The sequence below is a fragment of the Fusobacterium massiliense genome (assembly GCF_900095705.1).
GTDB classification, from domain to species: domain Bacteria; phylum Fusobacteriota; class Fusobacteriia; order Fusobacteriales; family Fusobacteriaceae; genus Fusobacterium; species Fusobacterium massiliense.
On sequence record NZ_LT608327.1, the window covers coordinates 407391 to 425663 of the forward strand.

The window sequence follows — 18273 nt, forward strand, 5'->3', positions numbered from 1 at the left end:
ATAATTTGATAATTTATAGTAGTAGTGCTATAATATTCCCTATAATAAAAAAATTAGGAGGTTATAATATGTCATATACATCTAGTTTAGATATATTAGAAACAGAGATTGCTATAAAAAAAGTTAAAGACTTTTTTGAAAGTCATCTATCAAAAGAATTAGACTTATTAAGAGTTTCAGCTCCATTATTCGTTATTCCAGAATCAGGACTTAATGATAATTTAAATGGAACAGAAAGACCTGTATCATTTGATACAAAGAGTGGAGAAAGAGTAGAGATTGTACATTCTTTAGCAAAATGGAAAAGAATGGCTTTATATAGATATAATATTGAAAATCACAAAGGTATTTATACAGATATGAATGCTATAAGAAGAGATGAAGATACAGATTTCATACATTCATACTATGTTGACCAATGGGATTGGGAAAAAATTATTGCTAAAGAAGATAGAAATGAAGAATATTTAAAAGAAACTGTAAGAAGAATATTTTCTGTATTTAAGAAAACAGAAGACTATATAATTAGTGAATATCCTCAACTTAGTAGAAAATTACCTGAAGAAATAACTTTCATTACTACTCAAGAATTGGAAGATAAATACCCAAATCTAACTCCAAAAAATAGAGAACATGCAGCAGCAAAAGAGTTTGGTGCAATATTCCTAATGAAAATTGGAAACAAACTTAACTCAGGTGAAAAGCATGATGGTAGAGCTCCTGATTACGACGATTGGGATTTAAACGGAGATATTATCTTTAATTATCCACTTCTTGGTATAGGATTAGAATTATCTTCAATGGGAATTAGAGTTGATGAAAATTCACTTGAAGAACAATTAAAAAAATCTAATTGTGAAGATAGAAGAACTTTACCTTATCATCAAATGATACTTAATAAAGTTTTACCTTACACTATTGGTGGAGGTATTGGACAATCTCGTATTTGTATGTTTTTCTTGGATAAATTACATATAGGAGAAGTTCAAGCTTCAATTTGGTCTCAAGAAGTTCACGAAATTTGTAGACAAATGAATATAAAATTATTATAAAAATTAAATAAAGTCTCTTGACAGTCGTATGAGTTCTGTGAGCTGAATAAACACAGGCTCTTCGAACTAATACGGACGTCAGAGACTAATAATTAATTTAAATTTTTACTTTCCTATAGAAAAATACTTTATCTAATCCTATTAAAAATCTAGTAATAATTCTTTCAATTTTAACATTTCATCTCTAACTTTTATAGCTTCTTCAAAATTTAGTTCTTCAACTAATTTTTTTATTTTCTTTTCCATTTTTTGTATTTCTTTTTCAATATCAGATTTATTTTTAAAAACTTTTTTTGTTTCACTAAATTTTTTCTCTTCTATCCCATAATCTAAATTAACTAAATCTTCAGATATTTCTTTAACTATACTTTTAGGATCAATGTTATTATAACTGTTGTATTCATTCTGAATTTTTCTTCTTCTTTCTGTTTCAATAATAGCTTCTTTCATAGAGTCAGTCATAATATCTGCATATAAAATAACCCTCCCTTCAACATTTCTTGCTGCTCTACCAATAGTTTGAACCAATGATCTTCTACTTCTTAAGAATCCTTCTTTGTCAGCTTCAAGTATTGCAACTAAAGAAACTTCAGGTATATCTAAACCTTCTCTTAGCAAGTTAATTCCAATGATGACATCTATATCTCCTTTTCTTAACTCTCTAATAATTTCAATTCTCTCTAAAGTGTCAATATCAGAATGCATATATTTTACTTTGACACCTAATTCTATGTAATAATCTGTCAATTCTTCTGCTAATTTTTTTGTTAAAGTTGTAACTAAGATTCTTTCTTTTCTAAGAACTCTTTTTCTAATTTCTTCAAGTAAATCATCAACTTGATTTCTAGTTTCTCTAATTTCAATTTCAGGATCTATTATTCCAGTTGGTCTAATTAATTGTTCTGAAATATTATCTCCCGAAACTTCTATTTCAAAATCACCAGGTGTAGCAGAAATAAATACTGTCTGATGAGATTTTTCCCTAAATTCATCAAATCTAAGAGGTCTATTATCCAATGCAGACTTTAGCCTAAATCCATTTTCAACCAATGATTCTTTTCTTGCTCTATCACCGTTATACATTCCTCTAACTTGAGGAACAGTTATATGTGATTCATCTATAAATATAATAAAATCATCTGGAAAATAATCAAATAATGTATCTGGTGTTTCACCAGGGGCTTTTCCAGACAAGTATCTTGAATAATTTTCTATACCCTTACAGTAACCTATTTCTGTTATCATTTCAATGTCATAATCTGTTCTTTGCTTTAATCTTTGTGCCTCCAAAAGCTTTTTATCATCTTCAAATTTTTTAACTTCAATTTTCAAATCAGTTTTTATTTCTTCTATTATTTTATCTTTATTATCATCATCAGTTAAATATTGTGTTGCTGGATAAATAACAATTCTCTCAAGATTTTTTTTAACCTTTTGACCTGTTAAAGTATTAATTTCAGAAATTTCTTCTATTTCATCTCCCCAATATTCAATTCTAAAAGCATTGTTCATATAGCTTGGATAAATATCAACAACATCTCCTTTTATCCTAAAAGTTCCTCTTTCAAAAGCAATATCGTTTCTATTGTATCTTAAAGAAATTAATTTCTCTATCAATTCTTTTCTTAATATACCAGTTTTTTTATCAATAGGAATAGTCTTTTTTCTATAAGTAACAGGAGAACCTAAACCGTAAATTGAAGATACAGAAGCGACTATAATAACATCATTTCTATGAATTAAAGCAGCTGTCGCTGCATTACGAAGTTTATCTATTTCATCGTTTACGGAAGAATCTTTTTCTATATATGTATCTGTAGTTTTTATATAAGCTTCTGGTTGATAATAGTCATAGTATGAAACAAAATATTCAACTGCATTATTTGGAAAAAATTTTTTATATTCAGAATAAAGTTGTGCAGCTAAAGTTTTATTAGGAGCAATAATTAAAGCAGGTCTTTGTACTTTCTCAATAACATTCGCAATAGTAAATGTTTTCCCAGAGCCTGTAACACCAAGTAAAACTTGATCTTTTACTCCATTATTTATATTTTTTACAATACTTTCTATGGCAGTAGGTTGATCTCCCATAGGTCTATATTCAGAATGTATTTTAAATAAATTTTTATTCATAAACCTTTCCTTTTTAATATTTAATCTGAACCTCTTATGAATAAAGTTTCGAGTGTTCTAGTATAATTTATAAATAAAGTCTCTAACGTCCGTATTAGTTTGAAGAGCCTGTATTCATAGAGCTCGTAGAACTCATACGGCTGTCAAGAGACTAATTTTAATATTTGATTTTATATTTTCCTATAGAAAAATAAAAATCCCTAACGTCCGTATTAGTTCATAAGCCTATGTTTAACTCATACAGCTGTTAAGAGATTCTTAATTGACTATGATGTTATATAATTTCCATTCCTTTTTTTACAGCTTCAATTTTTTCTTTATTAAAAAATTGTTCAGCTATTTTAAAAGAAAAATCTAAAGATTTTCCAGCACCAATAGCTGTAATAATCTTATTATCTACAAATACAGATGTTCCAATATAAACATAATTTTCAGTAAAGTCATCTTTAGTTGAAGTATGAGCAGTTAATTTTGTCCCGTATGCTAACTTATTAAATGGAAATATAGTTGGCCCTCCACAAATAGAAGCAATATACTTATTGTTACTCAAATAATATTTTACAATATCAACAACTTTTTGATTTTCTCTTAAATTAATATAACCAGGATATCCACCTGGAATAATTATTAAATCAGCAGTTTGATATTGTAAGTCATCTATCATAATATCAGCTTTGACTATATTTTTTTGTGAACTAGCCACAAATAAATCTTTTTCAGTAGAAACAGTTATAACTTCTCCTCCACATCTTTTTAAAACATCGACAGGAGTAAAAGCTTCTAACATTTCAAACCCATTCGCTAAAAAAACATAAGTCTTCATAAAAGCCTCCTAAAAGTTTTTAATTTCTTATTACTTTCTTTCAATTTTTCCATTATCTATTAATGAAATAATATATTGATGAGCATCAACAATGGCATTGCAATAAGCAGATTTTACTTCCCCTTCATGAAAAGAATTTAAAAGTATTTGTTGTTGCTCAGATAAATTAATTTTTAATTGTTCAATACTAATTTCTCCATTTAGATATTCAGCTTTTAAGGCATCAAACATATCACTAAAAGTTTCATCATATAATTCTTCAGCCCAGTTTTCTAACATATTTATCACTCCATTTCTTTGTATTTTTCCTTAATTAATTATCTATGTTTGTATATTTTAGATAATATCATTCATTACTAATAATGTCAACTTTATTTGAAATAGATTATATTTTTTAATTATAAGGAAAGTATAAAATTAAATAACAAAAACTAGTATTTGATACCCGTATTAGTCAGAAGAACCTCTATTCATTGAGTTTGTAAGACTCATACTGCTGTCAAAAAACTTTATTTAATAAAAAATAATTTTCTTGAAGGATAATAGAAAAAAGAATTTTTAAGTTTTCATTCTTAAAAATTCTTTAATTCTCTTAATTATAATAAATTACAATCTAAACTTTCTCATTAACACTATTCTGATAAATCTTCTATTTACTTATAACTGATTCTCTTGGAGTATAGTTTCCTGCTTTATTAAATATTTCTCTTATCAGTTTTGTTGTTGGATATTCAAAATTGCTTTCATCTTTTTCTTCAGTTTTAGTATAAATCTTTTCTAATTCTTTTTTATATTCCTCTACTTCTTTACTACTTGCTTCTTGTACTGGATATTTTTTTAAATTTGGATATTGTACATCAAGTATAGAGTTCCATTCATCAATTTGTTCTTTGAAAAGTGATAAAAACTTATCTGCATTTTCAGAGAATTTTATTTCTTTTACTACATCTCCTCTTTCTAATTTTCTAAGTTTTAAATAATCAGCTTCTGATCTAACTTCTCCAAAGATTGTATGTAATCCATTTAACATATCAGCTGGAGAATATGTGAAAAAGAATTGAGAACCTCCTGTATTAGGTCCTGCTGTAGCCATAGCTAACATTCCATGTTGATAGAAATCTAACCAACCAACAATTTCATCAGGTATTGTATACCCAGGTCCTCCTGTTCCTGTTTCAGTAGGATCTCCTCCTTGTATAATAAAATTATCAACATAACGGAAAAATTTTGTATTATCATAATATCCTCTTTTTCCTAAGTTTATAAAGTTCGCAACAGTATATGGTGCAGCATCTGGATATAAGAAGAAACTTATCTCTCCTTGAGTAGTTACAAATGTTGCTTTGATATTATTGTAATGATGTGGATCTTTAAAAATTTCTTTTGCAGATTTAACAGAACTTTTCACTGAAGCACAACTTACAAAAATAGCAAATAAGCTCAAAGTTATAAATATTTTAAATAATTTTTTCATTAAAACCTCCTAAATAACTCTTATTTTTTCTTTCTTATAAATAAAGTCTTTTATTGTAAGAAATTTTTTTGTAATTTTTTTGTAGACAATGTTAAAAGTATTGAAATACCTATTAACAAAACTGATAAGGCATTTATTACTGGTGATACTCCCAATCTTATCATTGAGTATATTCTCAATGGTAAAGTCGAAGACCCTGGTCCTGATACGAAGAAAGTAATAACAAAATCATCAAATGATAATGTTAATGCCATTAAGAATGCCGATATAATAGCAGGTAAAAGTAAAGGGATTATTACCTTTGTCAATGTTTGCTTATTAGTAGCACCTAAATCATGGGCAGCTTCAACAACAGAATAATCAAATTCTTCTAATCTCGATAGAATTATAAATAAAACATAGGGTATGTTAAATGTTGTGTGAGCTATAAATATTGTTGTTATTCCTAACTTAAATTTTACTGTTGCAAACATTATTAAAAGAGATACTCCAATAATAATATCCGGAACCACTAAAGGTAATATACTTAAATTTTTCAATAACTTTTTTCCTTTAAAATCATACCACTTCAATGCTATTGCTCCAAAAGTTCCAATAATAGTTGAAGTCACTGAAGACATTAAAGCAATTATTATACTATAATAAAAAGCTTTCCATATATTGTCAGAATACTGAAATAATTCTTTATACCATCTCAAAGAAAAGCCATTCCATATCATTCCTTTCCCATCATTAAAAGAATAAATTGTAAGTACAATAAGTGGTAAATAAAAAAATATCATTGATAATACAAAAATTACAAAAGATGTTTTTCTTTTATCTAATCTATTAGACACTTTTTTCACCTACTTTGTTATATTTTTCTTCATATTTTGAAAAAATCCATACTACTATACTAGTTAAAACTATCAAGGCACCAGAAATAGTCGATGCTAAAGGCCAGTTTCTTGTAACAGTTAAATGTTGTGCTATAACATTTCCAAGCATTAAAGAATTTGTACCACCAACTAACTTAGGAACAGCATACGAACCTAAAGCAGGTATTAAGGTAAAAATAATTGAAGTTACTATCCCTGGTTTAATACTAGGAATAAATACTTTTCTAAATGCTTGAAATTTTGTTGCTCCTAAATCTCTAGCTGCATCTAGTAATGAAAAATCAAATTTTTCAACAACTGCATATAGAGGCAATATAGCAAAAGGTAAGCTAGTATAAACAGAAATAATTACAACAGCCGGAATATTATATAGCATTTTTATTGGCTCATCTATTATATGAAATTTCATTAGAAAATAGTTTATAAAACCATTATTTCCTAAAAGAGCTATCCAAGAATAAATTCTAACTAAAAAGTTTGTCCAAAATGGTATAATTATCAAAAATAGTAGTTCTTGTTTATGCTTTGACCTAGCAATATAGTAAGATATTGGTATAGCCAATAAAACTGTAAAAATAGTTATTAAGATAGAGATATAAATTGTATTTAACAATATTTGAATAAAAACCTTATCCAAAAATATATTAAAAGTTTCAAATGATAATTTAAACTCTACTCCACCATAAGTTCCTCTTTTAAAAAAGGAATACGATAATATAATTAAAATAGGTATTAGAAAAAACAGAATAAGCCAAATATTTATTGGCAAAGAATATCCCAAACCTAATTTGCTATTTTTTTTCACTTTCCACCTCCACTAGATAGCCATCAAAAGCATCCCAAGTGATATAGGCATCTTCGTCCCACCATATAGCTTTATCATCATTGTCATCGAAGAAGGCAGCATGTTGTAAAAATATTTTAAATTTTAAATCATTACTATCTTTCAAATGTACATAATATTTACTTTGGAAACCGGAATATATATACTCATCTACATAAACTGCTAAACTGTTTATAGAATTTTTTGAGTTCTTTATTTCATTCTTTGATAATCTTATTTTTTCAGGTCTAAGAGATATAGTTACTTTATCTCCAAGTTGCACTTTTTTATCTTGTTCTATTATAATTTCTCCAATACCATCTACCTGAATTTTAGCTAATTCTTCATTTATAATTTCAGTTACTTTTCCTCCAAAGAAATTATTTTCTCCTAAAAAATCAGCTACGAATGTATCAGCCGGAGCTTCATATACTTCTGCTGGTGTTCCTACTTGTAATATTTCTCCTTTATTCATAACAGCAATCCTATCTGAAATTGATAATGCTTCCTGTTGATCGTGAGTGATAAATATAAAAGTTATTCCAACTTCATCGTGAATTAAATCAAGTTCTATTAATAAATTTTGTCTTAATTTTGCATCAAGAGCTGATAAAGGTTCATCTAATAGTAGAACACCAGGCTTATTAATTAAAGCTCTTGCTATTGATATTCTTTGCTGTTGCCCTCCTGATAATTGAGTGATTTTTTTATTACTATGTTCCTCCAAACCAACAAGTTTCAAATATTTCATTACTTCTTCTTTAATTACATTTTCTGAAACTTTTTTTAATCTTAAAGGAAAAGCTACATTCTCAAAAACATTTAAATGTGGAAAAAGAGCATATTTTTGAAATATTGTATTAACATTTCTTAAATTTGGTGGTAAATCTATAATGTTTTCATTTCCAAGATAAATAGCTCCACTATCTGGAGATATGAAACCAGCTATCATTCTTAAAAGTGTTGTCTTTCCACAACCTGATGGACCTATTATTGAAAAAAATTCTCCTTCTTCTATTTTCAAATTTATATTTTTTAAAATTTGTATTCCATCAAAACTTTTATTTACATTAACTATATTTATATCTTTTTTTTCCAACTCCTTTTAACCTCCATTTTATTCGAATTTACTTATAATTTTAACATTATTTTTTAATAATTTCAAGATGTCAGAGACTAGCTTTCACTATTTAAATTTATACTTTCTTTATAAATAAATAAAAATAAATAAAGTCTCTTGACAGCCGTATGAGTTCTACGAGCTCAATAAACACAGGCTCTTCGAACTAATACGGACGTCAGAGACTAATTTTCTTTATTTAATTTTATACTTTCCTATAAATTAAAAACTAAAGTCCTTTGACAGTTATACAATTTTTAAAAGCTCAATAAATAGAGATTTTTAAATATATATTTTAGTCAAAGGACTTTAGTTAATTTTTATATAAATTTTTAAATTAATATTAAATTATTTTTTTGCTCCAGGATAAAATTTTGGATTAGAAAAATAATCTTTAGTTTGTTTTCTAACTTGAGGGAATAAAATAATTAATGCTATCAAGTTAGGTATTATAACTAATCCCATAGCTATATCTTGTACAGTCCAAACTAAACTTATTTTATTAAGAGATCCAACTATACATAAAAATGGGAATACGTATTTTACTTTATCTGTAACTTTTGTTCCAAAAGCATAGTTAAAACTTTTTGCAGCATTAAACCATTGTCCCATTAAAGTTGTAAAACAGAATAGTAATAAAGCTATTGTTGCTAGATGTTTTAATGGAGCCCATACAGTTCCAAATGATTCTAATGCCATAACAGCCGGACTTAAATCAGTTTTATAAATTCCTGTAACACCTATAACTATTGCAGTTATTGAACAAATAATAATAGTATCTAAGAAAACTTCTGTAACTCCTGTAATTCCTTCTTCACATGGATGATCAACTATTGCAGAACCATGTGCAAATGGAGCTGTTCCTTCTCCTGCTTCATTTGAATACATTCCACGAGTAATACCATATTGTAAAGCTCTAGCCATTACATATCCTCCAGCTCCTCCAGCTGCAGCTTGCATTGAAAATGCTTGAGTAAATATTTCAGAGAATACTGCTGGAACTTGTCCTATATTTAATACTATAACTAATAATCCTACAAGTACATAAAATATTGACATAATTGGTACTAAAGAAGTAGCAATATTTGCAACTCTTTTTAGTCCACCTAAAACTATACACATTAAACAACAAATTAAAATTATTCCTGTTATCCAAGTTGGAACATCATAATTTGAGCTTAAAACTCCAGCTATTGTATTTGATTGAACTAGATTTGCTCCCATCATTTTTGTACACATTAATACTGCAATAACAATTCCTAGCCATGGAGCTTTTAATCCATCTCTAATATAATACATAGGTCCACTTAAAATATTTCCATCTTTATCTCTACCATTATACATTTGAGATAACACTATTTCACCATATTTTAAAGCCATTCCAAAGAATGCAGCAACCCACATCCAAAAAACTGCTCCCATACCTCCACTAGCAACAGCTGTAGCAACTCCAACAACATTTCCTCCACCAACATTTCCAGCAAGAGTAACCATCATTGCTTTAAATGTTGAAAGTGATCCAGAACCTTTATCCTCATTTCTTGATTTAAATGAGTCGATAAGAGTTTTCTTCATAATAAAATTAAAATGTCTAATTTGAATAAAACCATTAGTAAATGTGTATAAAACACCTAAAGCTAAAAGTACATATACTAACCATCTTCCCCATAAATATTTGTTCACTGTCGTTAAAACCAATTCCAATTGTTCCATAAAACTATCCCCCTATTTATTTTCATTGATTATTTTTCTAGTTAGATCTGGAAAATTACCTATTAAAATATCAACTTTTTTATTAATTAAATCTTTAATATCTTCTTCTTTATTAACTGTCCAAGTATTAATTTCTAAACCATTTTCTTTTAATTCTTTCACTACTTCTGGTATTAAATTATTAAATCTTGGATGATAACATTCAACTCCATGAGAAGCTGTATATGCTCCTGCATTAATTATCCAATCTTCAGATAAAAATCCATATTTTAATTCTGGAGCTATCTTTTTCATTCTTAATACTGAAAAGTGATTAAAGCTTGAAATGATAACTCTCTTTTCTAACTTATATTCTTTTATTAAATTATGAACTTTTTCTTCAATTCCTAAATATTCATTGATTCCTGTTTTTAATTCAATATTTGTAATGAAATCTAAATTTTTTATAAGCTCAAAATATTCTCTTAAAGTTGGAATTTTATTAAACCCCAGTTTTCCTGTATAAATATAGGAAGCATCAAATTTTGAAAGTTCTTCATAAGTATAATTCACAACATATCCTTTCCCATTTGTTGTCCTATCGATAGTTTCATCATGAATTATCACAACTTCTCCATCTTTTGTAAGCTGAACATCAAGTTCGGCTCCATCTGCTCCTGCTTCAATAGCTTTTTCAAATGCTAACAAAGTATTTTCAGGAAACTTTCCACTGAAACCCCTATGAGCAAAATTTTTAACCATTTTAAACACCTCTTTAAAAACCTATCTTCTAGCACACTTGTGCTTTTAACGTTTTTTATTATACAATTAACTTTTATAAAATTTCAAGTTTTTTTTAATTTTTTTTATATAAATTCTCTATTTTAGAAACTATAGTTTATTTTTCACACATTTATAAAATGAGCTTTTTTTGATTTTTTTTGGATTATATACAATCTGAAACTTTATTATTTTTTTTATTTATTCAATATATTATCAACTAGCTTTTTTGAAAAACATTTGTTATAATACGTGTGTTCTTTTATAGAATAAATTATTATTTAATAAATAAAATATAAAACCATGGAGGTATTATGAAAATAATAACTGATAAGAAAAAGGTAGCATTATATTATAAGGAGAATGAAATTAGTTATAAAGACTTTATTTCAAATACAAAAAAAATAAAATTTTTTTCAAAAATACAACAATTTACAAATAATATGATTTATATGGAAAATAGACCTGAATTACTATATAGCTTTTTTGCTACTTGGGATTCTAGAGCAACTTGTGTTTGTATTGATGCATCTTCAACAAGTGAAGAGTTAGAATATTTCATTGATAACTCAGATGTTGTTAGAATTTTCACTTCAAATGAACAATTAGAAAAAGTTGAAACAGCCTTATCTAATTTAAAAAAGGATGTAGAAATTATCAATGTTGATAAAATAGATTTTTCAAAAATATCTATTGATGAAAATTTAGAGGAAAATACTTATATCAACTCTCCAGAAAAAGATGATACAGCCCTTATTTTATACACATCTGGAACAACAGGAAAACCTAAAGGTGTTATGCTAAGTTTTGACAATATCTTAGCTAATATCGAAGCTCTTGAAGTACACAATATGTTTGAAGAAAAAGATATAACTGTTGCTCTTCTTCCAATGCATCATATTTTACCTCTTTTAGGTACTGGTGTATTACCACTTATGAGTTCTTCTACTATAGTTTTCTTAGAAGAAATCTCCTCTGCTGCTTTAATAGAAGCTATGAAAAAATATAAAGTAACTATGATTATTGCTGTACCTAGATTATGGGAAATGATGCATAAAAAGATTATGGATACTATAAAATCAAAAGGAATAACAAGATTCATATTTGCTCTTGCTAAAAAAGTAAACTCTCTAAAATTTAGCCGTATCCTATTCAAAAAAGTTAGTGAAAGTTTTGGAGGAAATATTAAATTCTTTGTTTCAGGAGGTTCTAAATTAAACGGTCAAATAACTGAAGATTTTTATACTCTTGGAATTAAAGTATGTGAAGGCTATGGAATGACTGAGACTTCTCCTATGATTTCATATACTCCTAAAGATGATATAGTTCCAAATTGTGCCGGAAAAGTTATAAAAGATGTTGAAGTTAAAATTGCTGATGACAATGAAATACTTGTTAAAGGTAGAAATGTAATGAAAGGTTACTATAAAAATCCTGAGGCAACTGCACAAATTATTGATGAAAATGGTTGGTTACATACTGGAGATTTAGGAAGATTAGATGGTCAATATCTATATGTTACCGGTAGAAAAAAAGAAATGATAGTTTTATCAAATGGGAAAAATATTAATCCAATTGAAATAGAAGAAAAAATTTCTTCTATGACAAATCTGATTGCTGAAATTGTTGTTACTGAGTACAATTCAATTTTAACAGCAGTTATTCACCCCGATTTTAATAAAATTAAAGAAGAAAAAATTGATAATATATTAGAAAAATTAAAATGGGATATAGTTGATAAATACAATCAAAAAGCTCCTGATTACAAAAAGATTTTAGATGTTAAGATTGTAAATGAAGATTTTCCTAAAACTAAAATTGGAAAAATAAAAAGATTTATGATAGCCGATATGTTAAACGGAAAAATTCAAAAAAAAGAAAGAGAAGCTGAGCCTAATTTTGAAGAATACAATATTATTAAAAAATATCTAACCGAGATTAAAGAAAAAGAAGTTTATTTTGATTCTCATATTGAAATAGACTTAGCAATGGACTCTCTTGATATAGTTGAATTTTTACACTTTTTAGAATTAAACTTTGGAGTTAAGGAAGAAAATTTAATTTCTAGATATTCCACTCTTTTAGAATTAGCAAATTATATAAAAGAAAATAAAAATCAAGAAAAAATAGGGGATTTAAATTGGAAAGAAATTATAAATAAAGATATACAAGCAGATATCCCTAGCTCAAGTATTTTTGCAAGATTTATTAAATTTATATCCTTAATTTTATTTAATACATATTTTAGAGTTAAAGTTAGTGGCAAGGAAAAACTAAGTGATAAACCTTGTATTTATATTGCTAATCACCAAAGTTTCTTAGATGGTTTTTTATTTAATTATGCTGTTCCAAATAGAATTTTAAGAAAAACATATTTTTTAGCAACTGCTGTTCACTTTAAAAGTTCTTTTAGAAAAAAAATGGCTAATCTTTCAAATGTAATTTTAGTTGATATGAACAAAGATATTGCAGAAGTTATGCAAACATTAGCTAAACTTTTAAAAGAAGGAAAAAATGTTGCTATTTACCCTGAAGGTTTAAGAACTCGTGATGGAAAATTAAATAAATTCAAAAAATCTTTTGCTATTATTGCAAAAGAATTAAATGTAGATATCCAACCTTATGTTATAAAAGGTGCTTATGAAGCTTTTCCAATTGGAAAAAAACTTCCTAAAATGTCTAATATTTCTTTAGAATTTTTAGATAGAATTGAAGTTACTAACTTAACTTATGATGAAATTGTAGAAAAATCTTATAATGTTATAAAAGATAAATTAGATTAATAGACACTTTATAATCTCTCTTGACAGCCGTATGAGTTCTACGAGCTCGATAAACACAGGCTCTTCGAACTAATACGGACGTCAGAGAATAATTTTTGCTATTTAAATTTATACTTTCTTATAGAAATATAAAATTCCCTGATAGCCTTATCAGTTCTTTGAACTAATAAAAACTTCAGGGAATATTTTTAATTTTCTAGAATATTATCTTCACTACTTGATTTTTCTTCTTTTATAGGTTCAGAATCTTCTCTAAGCATAATTCTTTCAAATTCATCTCCCATAATAGTCTCTTTTTCAAGTAAAATTCTAGTTACTTCTTCTAATTTATCTCTATTTTCCGTTAAAATTCTAACTGCCATTTGATATCTTTCATTGATAATACTTCTAATCTCATCATCAATTTCTTTTCCTGTTTGCTCTGAATAATATTTACTTTGGAACATGTCTCCTGGTTGAGTCCCATCAAGTAAAACAGGTCCAAATTTTTCACTCATTCCTAATTTTGTAACCATTTGTTGAACCATTCCAGTTGCAACTTGTATATCATTACTTGCTCCAGAAGTTATATTTTCTTTTCCAAAAATTATTTCTTCTGCAGCTCTTCCACCAAAATATATTGCTATTTCATCCATAAAATACTTTTTAGAATATACTAATTTTTGTTCTGCAGGAAGAGATAATGTGTATCCTCCAGCTTGACCTCTAGGTATCATAGTTATTTTATGAACTTTATCTTCTCCACCAACAACAAAGTTTACAATGGCATGCCCAGACTCATGATAAGCAACTATTTTTTTATCAGTATCAGATACAACCTTTGATCTTTTTTCAGGTCCCATTTGAACTTTTTCAGAAGCTTCTTCTAAATCTGCCATATTTATTTCAGTTCTACCAGATCTTGCTGCTAAAATTGCACCCTCATTTAAAATATTAGCTAAGTCTGCCCCAGCCATTCCAGCAGTTTTTTTAGCAATTATCTTGAAGTCTACATCAGAAGCAAACTTTTTATTTTTTGCATGCACTTTTAATATTTCTTCTCTACCTTTTACATCAGGCATATCAACAATAACTTGTCTATCAAATCTACCCGGTCTTTTCAAAGCTTTATCCAATACATCAGCTCTGTTTGTTGCTGCTAAAACAATTATAGTTTCTTCAGTACCAAATCCATCCATTTCAACGAGAAGTTGGTTAAGAGTTTGTTCTCTTTCATCATTTCCTCCACCTTGTCCTGTTCCTCTTTTTCTACCAACAGCATCTATTTCATCTATAAATACTATACAAGGTGCATTTTTCCTTGCTTTTGCAAATAAATCTCTTACTCTTGAAGCTCCAACTCCAACAAACATTTCAACAAATTCAGATCCTGACATACTAAAAAATGGAACTTTAGCTTCTCCAGCAACAGCTTTTGCAAGTAATGTTTTACCAGTTCCTGGTTCTCCTAATAATAGAACTCCTTTAGGTATTTTAGCCCCTATTTTTCTAAATTTTTCTGGTTCTTTTAAAAAATCAACGACTTCTTTTAATTCTTGTTTTGCTTCATCAATACCAGCAACATCTGAGAAAGTTACATCTGAAACATTTTCTCCATTTTCTTTTGCTTTTGATTTTCCCATATTGAATATTTGTGGACCACCACTACCTTTATTTATTCTTCCCATCATAAAGAAAAGTATAAATATCATAAGTAACATTGGTGACCACGATATTAATAATGAGACTAAAAATGGCATTTGAGCTGCTTCAGATGATTCAATTATAACTTTATTATTATTTATAACATTCATAAGACTTTCATCTTGACCAAGTCTTGTAGTTATAAGTCTTGCTTTATAACTATCATCTAGAGTTTTATCTGCATTTTCTTTAGTATATCCATAGATATATCCTTCTTTTTCTTCGACTCTCTTAATCTCTTTCTTTTCTATATTTTCAATAAAAGCAGTATAAGTTATATCATTAGTTTTTCCTTTTCTATTTTCTTTCATTATAGTTGGAATATAAAAGAATAAACTAACAATAAATATAAGCATCAATAAACCTTTGAAGTTAAACTTAAATCTAAAAGATTTCCCAATAGTTTTTTTCCCATCATTATTTTTATTATCTTTTTTTGAAGAAAAATTTGAATTTTTTAAAAATTCTTTTATTTTTTTATCTTCTTCTTTTTCTTCTTTATTTTCATCTTTTTTATCTAAATTTTCTTCTTTATTTGTTTGAGCTTCTGCATCATGGCTATCATTTAATTTTTCTTCAGTATTAACTTCTTTTTGCTCATGAAGATTTTCATTATTATCTTTCTGAATATCTTCATCTTTTAATTGATCATCTTTCAAATTTGTACCTCCTCAACAGTAATTAAAATATTAATAAGTTTTTGTTTAAAACAATCACTTTCTCTAACTTTTCCTTTTAATAATCCGTATATCCAAAATACTTCGTCATCAATTAAAAAAATAGGTATAAAATCTCTTTTCTCTTTTTCTATCTTTTTATTAATAAATACTTCTTTTATTTTTTTTGAATGAGTTCCTAGAAAAATTTTATCTCCATCTTTTCTAAATCTTATCTTTACTTTTCCACTATTAAAAGTTTCTTCAGCAATAACAAGTAAATATTTATCTTTGGATTTTATATCAGAATCTTTTAAATTTTGAACAATATCTATATTTATTTTAAATTTATTAAAGAAAATGAAGTTTTTATTTTTTGATGATATTTCTATTTCATTATCATTAGTTAGACTTATTTTTTTTTCTTTTAGTTGTTTTTGTTGAAAGTATATTTTATCGTAAGTTTTTATAAGTTCATATTCATTATCTAAATCTATTTTTTTACTTCCATTTTTTGTTATTAAATCAAGTATGTTATTAATTTTTTCTCTATTTATTTGTATATTTTTTTTATTTAAAATATAAGCAAATAGATTTTTTAATTGATTTTCTGATAATTTTTTAAGTTCTTCTAGTTTTAAAGAATTATTATTTTTTATAAACTTACTATAATCTAAAAGATTATTTTTATTATTCTCCCTAATTTCATTGATAATAGAAAACACCTTATCTTTAAATTTATTATTATACCTTTCTTCAATAAAAGGTATTAAATCTAGTCTTATACTATTTCTTGTAAATTCATTTTCAAAGTTTGTTTTATCTATTCTATATTGAATTTGATTTTTATTCAAGTAGTCTAATATATCTTTTTTATAAATCTCTGAAATAGGTCTAACTATATTTTCTCGTTTAGGATTTATTCCTTCTAAACCCTGTAAAGTTGTTCCTCTTATTAATTTAAATAAAAAAGTTTCAATTTGATCGTCTTTATTATGAGCTGTAGCTATTTTATTTGCCCCTGTTTCTTCTAAGACTTCTGAGAAAAGTTTATATCTTTCTTCTCTGCCAACTTCTTCCAAAGTTTTTCCTTTTTCTTTTGCCAAACTTTTTATATCTATTTTTTTATGAAAAATTCTTAAATTATATTTTTTAGCATATTCCACACAAAAAGTTTCATCATCATCTGCATCTTTCCCTCTTAACATATGATTAATATGTACCAGTAAAAAATTAAATTTAATTTTTGCTTGCATTAATTTTAATATTTCCGAAAGAAAAACAGAGTCTGGTCCTCCAGAAAAACCAACAACAACAGTATCACTATTTTCTATTAGACTATATTTTTCATTAATTTCTAATACTTTTTTTAACAATTCCATAATTCCTCTTCAATATACTATTCTTATCTAATTAGGAAATCACTAAATAATAATAAATTATTTAGTTTTTTGGAAATCCAAATGTTCCTTATATGTTTTACTAAAAAAGTGTGCTCCTCCACCTTTTGTAACAAAAAACAAGTAATCTGTTTTTGCTGGTTTATATGCAGCTTCAACTGAACTTACAGTTGGATTAGATATAGGAGCTGGAGGTAAGCCTTTATTTTTATATGTGTTATATGGAGAGACTATTTCTAAATCTTTATAATAGATTCTCTTCTTTTCATAATTATACAAAAAATTTACTGTTGAATCTGCTGATAATGTCATATTTTTCTCTATTCTATTGTAGAAAACAGATGCCATAAGAGGTTTTTCACTATCAAGTGCAGCTTCTCTTTCTAAAATTGATGCCATTATCAGTTTTTTATAAAAATCTTCTTTATCTGGATATTTATCTTCTGGAAATTTCTTTAAAAATTCATTTAAAAACAATTCTAAAGTAGATTTTTCATCATATTTTTCAGGTATAAAATAAGTTTCTGGATAAAAATAACCCTCATAGTTCTTATTTGGTGTTAGATAAGGAAATTCTATTTCATTTAAAGCACTTAAATATTTTTCTCTTTCCCCTATCCCGTTTGCAACTAATTTATCAATAACATTTTTTACTGTATACCCTTCAATGATAGTAAACTTATATCCCTTGGATTTCCCACTTTCTAAAATAGAAATCAAGTCTTTTATATTATAATCTCCATTTATTTCATAATATCCTGCTTTTATATTTTTTCCACCATTATTTAATTTAAGATAAATCTTAAAAAATACACTCTTTGCTATTGGTAAAGTTTCTAAAGATTTTCTCAAAGGTTTAGAACTATCTATTTCAAGAATAAAATTATCATACTTAGTCTTTTTTTCTATTTGATAATAACTAAATCCTAAAACCACAATAATAACCGTTAAAAAAAATATAATTTTTTTCATTTTT

The 18273-nt window shown here is 26.7% G+C and carries 14 protein-coding genes; 2 read left to right on the forward strand and 12 right to left on the reverse strand.

Going from position 1 to position 18273, the window contains the following annotated elements; all coding sequences use genetic code 11:
• Positions 1 to 68: 68 nt before the first annotated feature.
• Positions 69 to 1052: an aspartate--ammonia ligase gene (asnA, locus tag BQ2505_RS06330; RefSeq protein WP_074016925.1), complete on the forward strand. Its 984-nt coding sequence runs from the start codon at positions 69 to 71 to the stop codon at positions 1050 to 1052.
• A gap of 141 nt (positions 1053 to 1193) precedes the next feature.
• Here the strand turns inward: asnA and uvrB are convergent, their stop codons facing one another.
• The 9 genes from uvrB to BQ2505_RS06375 all read right to left on the reverse strand — a co-directional run bounded on the left by uvrB (position 1194) and on the right by BQ2505_RS06375 (position 10757).
• Entirely contained in the window at positions 1194 to 3185 is a 1992-nt protein-coding gene (gene uvrB / locus BQ2505_RS06335) for an excinuclease ABC subunit UvrB (RefSeq protein ID WP_074016926.1), read from the reverse strand.
• A 274-nt stretch (positions 3186 to 3459) separates the two neighbouring features.
• Positions 3460 to 4008 (reverse strand): DJ-1 family glyoxalase III, encoded by a 549-nt coding sequence (locus BQ2505_RS06340; RefSeq protein WP_074016927.1) that lies wholly within the window; start codon positions 4006 to 4008, stop codon positions 3460 to 3462.
• 30 nt (positions 4009 to 4038) lie between these two features.
• Positions 4039 to 4287: a hypothetical protein gene (locus BQ2505_RS06345; protein ID WP_074016928.1), complete on the reverse strand. Its 249-nt coding sequence runs from the start codon at positions 4285 to 4287 to the stop codon at positions 4039 to 4041.
• A gap of 370 nt (positions 4288 to 4657) precedes the next feature.
• Positions 4658 to 5482, reverse strand: a complete 825-nt coding sequence (locus BQ2505_RS06350; protein ID WP_074016929.1) for a peptidylprolyl isomerase — start codon at positions 5480 to 5482, stop codon at positions 4658 to 4660.
• A 50-nt stretch (positions 5483 to 5532) separates the two neighbouring features.
• Positions 5533 to 6318, reverse strand: coding sequence for an ABC transporter permease (locus BQ2505_RS06355; RefSeq protein ID WP_074016930.1), 786 nt, complete (start codon positions 6316 to 6318; stop codon positions 5533 to 5535).
• Positions 6311 to 7165, reverse strand: a complete 855-nt coding sequence (locus BQ2505_RS06360; protein WP_074016931.1) for an ABC transporter permease — start codon at positions 7163 to 7165, stop codon at positions 6311 to 6313. Before BQ2505_RS06360 ends, BQ2505_RS06355 begins: the two co-directional genes overlap by 8 nt.
• On the reverse strand, positions 7152 to 8282 hold the full coding sequence (locus BQ2505_RS06365; RefSeq protein ID WP_074016932.1) for an ABC transporter ATP-binding protein: 1131 nt from the start codon (positions 8280 to 8282) through the stop codon (positions 7152 to 7154). Before BQ2505_RS06365 ends, BQ2505_RS06360 begins: the two co-directional genes overlap by 14 nt.
• A 369-nt stretch (positions 8283 to 8651) precedes the next feature.
• Positions 8652 to 10016 carry an alanine/glycine:cation symporter family protein gene (locus BQ2505_RS06370; protein ID WP_074016933.1) on the reverse strand — a complete coding sequence of 455 codons (1365 nt, stop codon included), beginning with the start codon at positions 10014 to 10016 and terminating at the stop codon, positions 8652 to 8654.
• A 12-nt stretch (positions 10017 to 10028) separates the two neighbouring features.
• The gene (locus BQ2505_RS06375) at positions 10029 to 10757 is read right to left on the reverse strand and encodes a glycerophosphodiester phosphodiesterase (RefSeq protein WP_074016934.1); all 729 of its coding nucleotides are present in this window, start codon (positions 10755 to 10757) and stop codon (positions 10029 to 10031) included.
• Between the two features lie 332 nt (positions 10758 to 11089).
• On the opposite strand from BQ2505_RS06375, the gene BQ2505_RS06380 reads away from it, so the two are divergent.
• Entirely contained in the window at positions 11090 to 13558 is a 2469-nt protein-coding gene (locus BQ2505_RS06380) for an AMP-binding protein (RefSeq protein ID WP_074016935.1), read from the forward strand.
• Positions 13559 to 13746: 188 nt separating this feature from the next.
• Here the strand turns inward: BQ2505_RS06380 and ftsH are convergent, their stop codons facing one another.
• The 3 genes from ftsH to mltG are packed head-to-tail and all read right to left on the reverse strand — an operon-like array spanning position 13747 to position 18269.
• Positions 13747 to 15900 (reverse strand): ATP-dependent zinc metalloprotease FtsH, encoded by a 2154-nt coding sequence (ftsH, locus tag BQ2505_RS06385; protein ID WP_074016936.1) that lies wholly within the window; start codon positions 15898 to 15900, stop codon positions 13747 to 13749.
• Positions 15897 to 17279 carry a tRNA lysidine(34) synthetase TilS gene (gene tilS, locus BQ2505_RS06390; protein WP_074016937.1) on the reverse strand — a complete coding sequence of 461 codons (1383 nt, stop codon included), beginning with the start codon at positions 17277 to 17279 and terminating at the stop codon, positions 15897 to 15899. Before tilS ends, ftsH begins: the two co-directional genes overlap by 4 nt.
• Positions 17280 to 17336: 57 nt before the next feature.
• On the reverse strand, positions 17337 to 18269 hold the full coding sequence (gene mltG / locus BQ2505_RS06395; RefSeq protein ID WP_074016938.1) for an endolytic transglycosylase MltG: 933 nt from the start codon (positions 18267 to 18269) through the stop codon (positions 17337 to 17339).
• Positions 18270 to 18273 lie beyond the last annotated feature (4 nt).

Coding starts and splice junctions, on each gene's coding strand:
- uvrB (WP_074016926.1), bottom strand. CDS start 3,185: ATGAATAAAAATTTATTTAAAATACATTCTGAATATAGACCTATGGGA.
- tilS (WP_074016937.1), bottom strand. CDS start 17,279: ATGGAATTGTTAAAAAAAGTATTAGAAATTAATGAAAAATATAGTCTA.
- BQ2505_RS06370 (WP_074016933.1), bottom strand. CDS start 10,016: ATGGAACAATTGGAATTGGTTTTAACGACAGTGAACAAATATTTATGG.
- BQ2505_RS06340 (WP_074016927.1), bottom strand. CDS start 4,008: ATGAAGACTTATGTTTTTTTAGCGAATGGGTTTGAAATGTTAGAAGCT.
- asnA (WP_074016925.1), top strand. CDS start 69: ATGTCATATACATCTAGTTTAGATATATTAGAAACAGAGATTGCTATA.
- mltG (WP_074016938.1), bottom strand. CDS start 18,269: ATGAAAAAAATTATATTTTTTTTAACGGTTATTATTGTGGTTTTAGGA.
- BQ2505_RS06375 (WP_074016934.1), bottom strand. CDS start 10,757: ATGGTTAAAAATTTTGCTCATAGGGGTTTCAGTGGAAAGTTTCCTGAA.
- BQ2505_RS06350 (WP_074016929.1), bottom strand. CDS start 5,482: ATGAAAAAATTATTTAAAATATTTATAACTTTGAGCTTATTTGCTATT.
- BQ2505_RS06380 (WP_074016935.1), top strand. CDS start 11,090: ATGAAAATAATAACTGATAAGAAAAAGGTAGCATTATATTATAAGGAG.
- BQ2505_RS06345 (WP_074016928.1), bottom strand. CDS start 4,287: ATGTTAGAAAACTGGGCTGAAGAATTATATGATGAAACTTTTAGTGAT.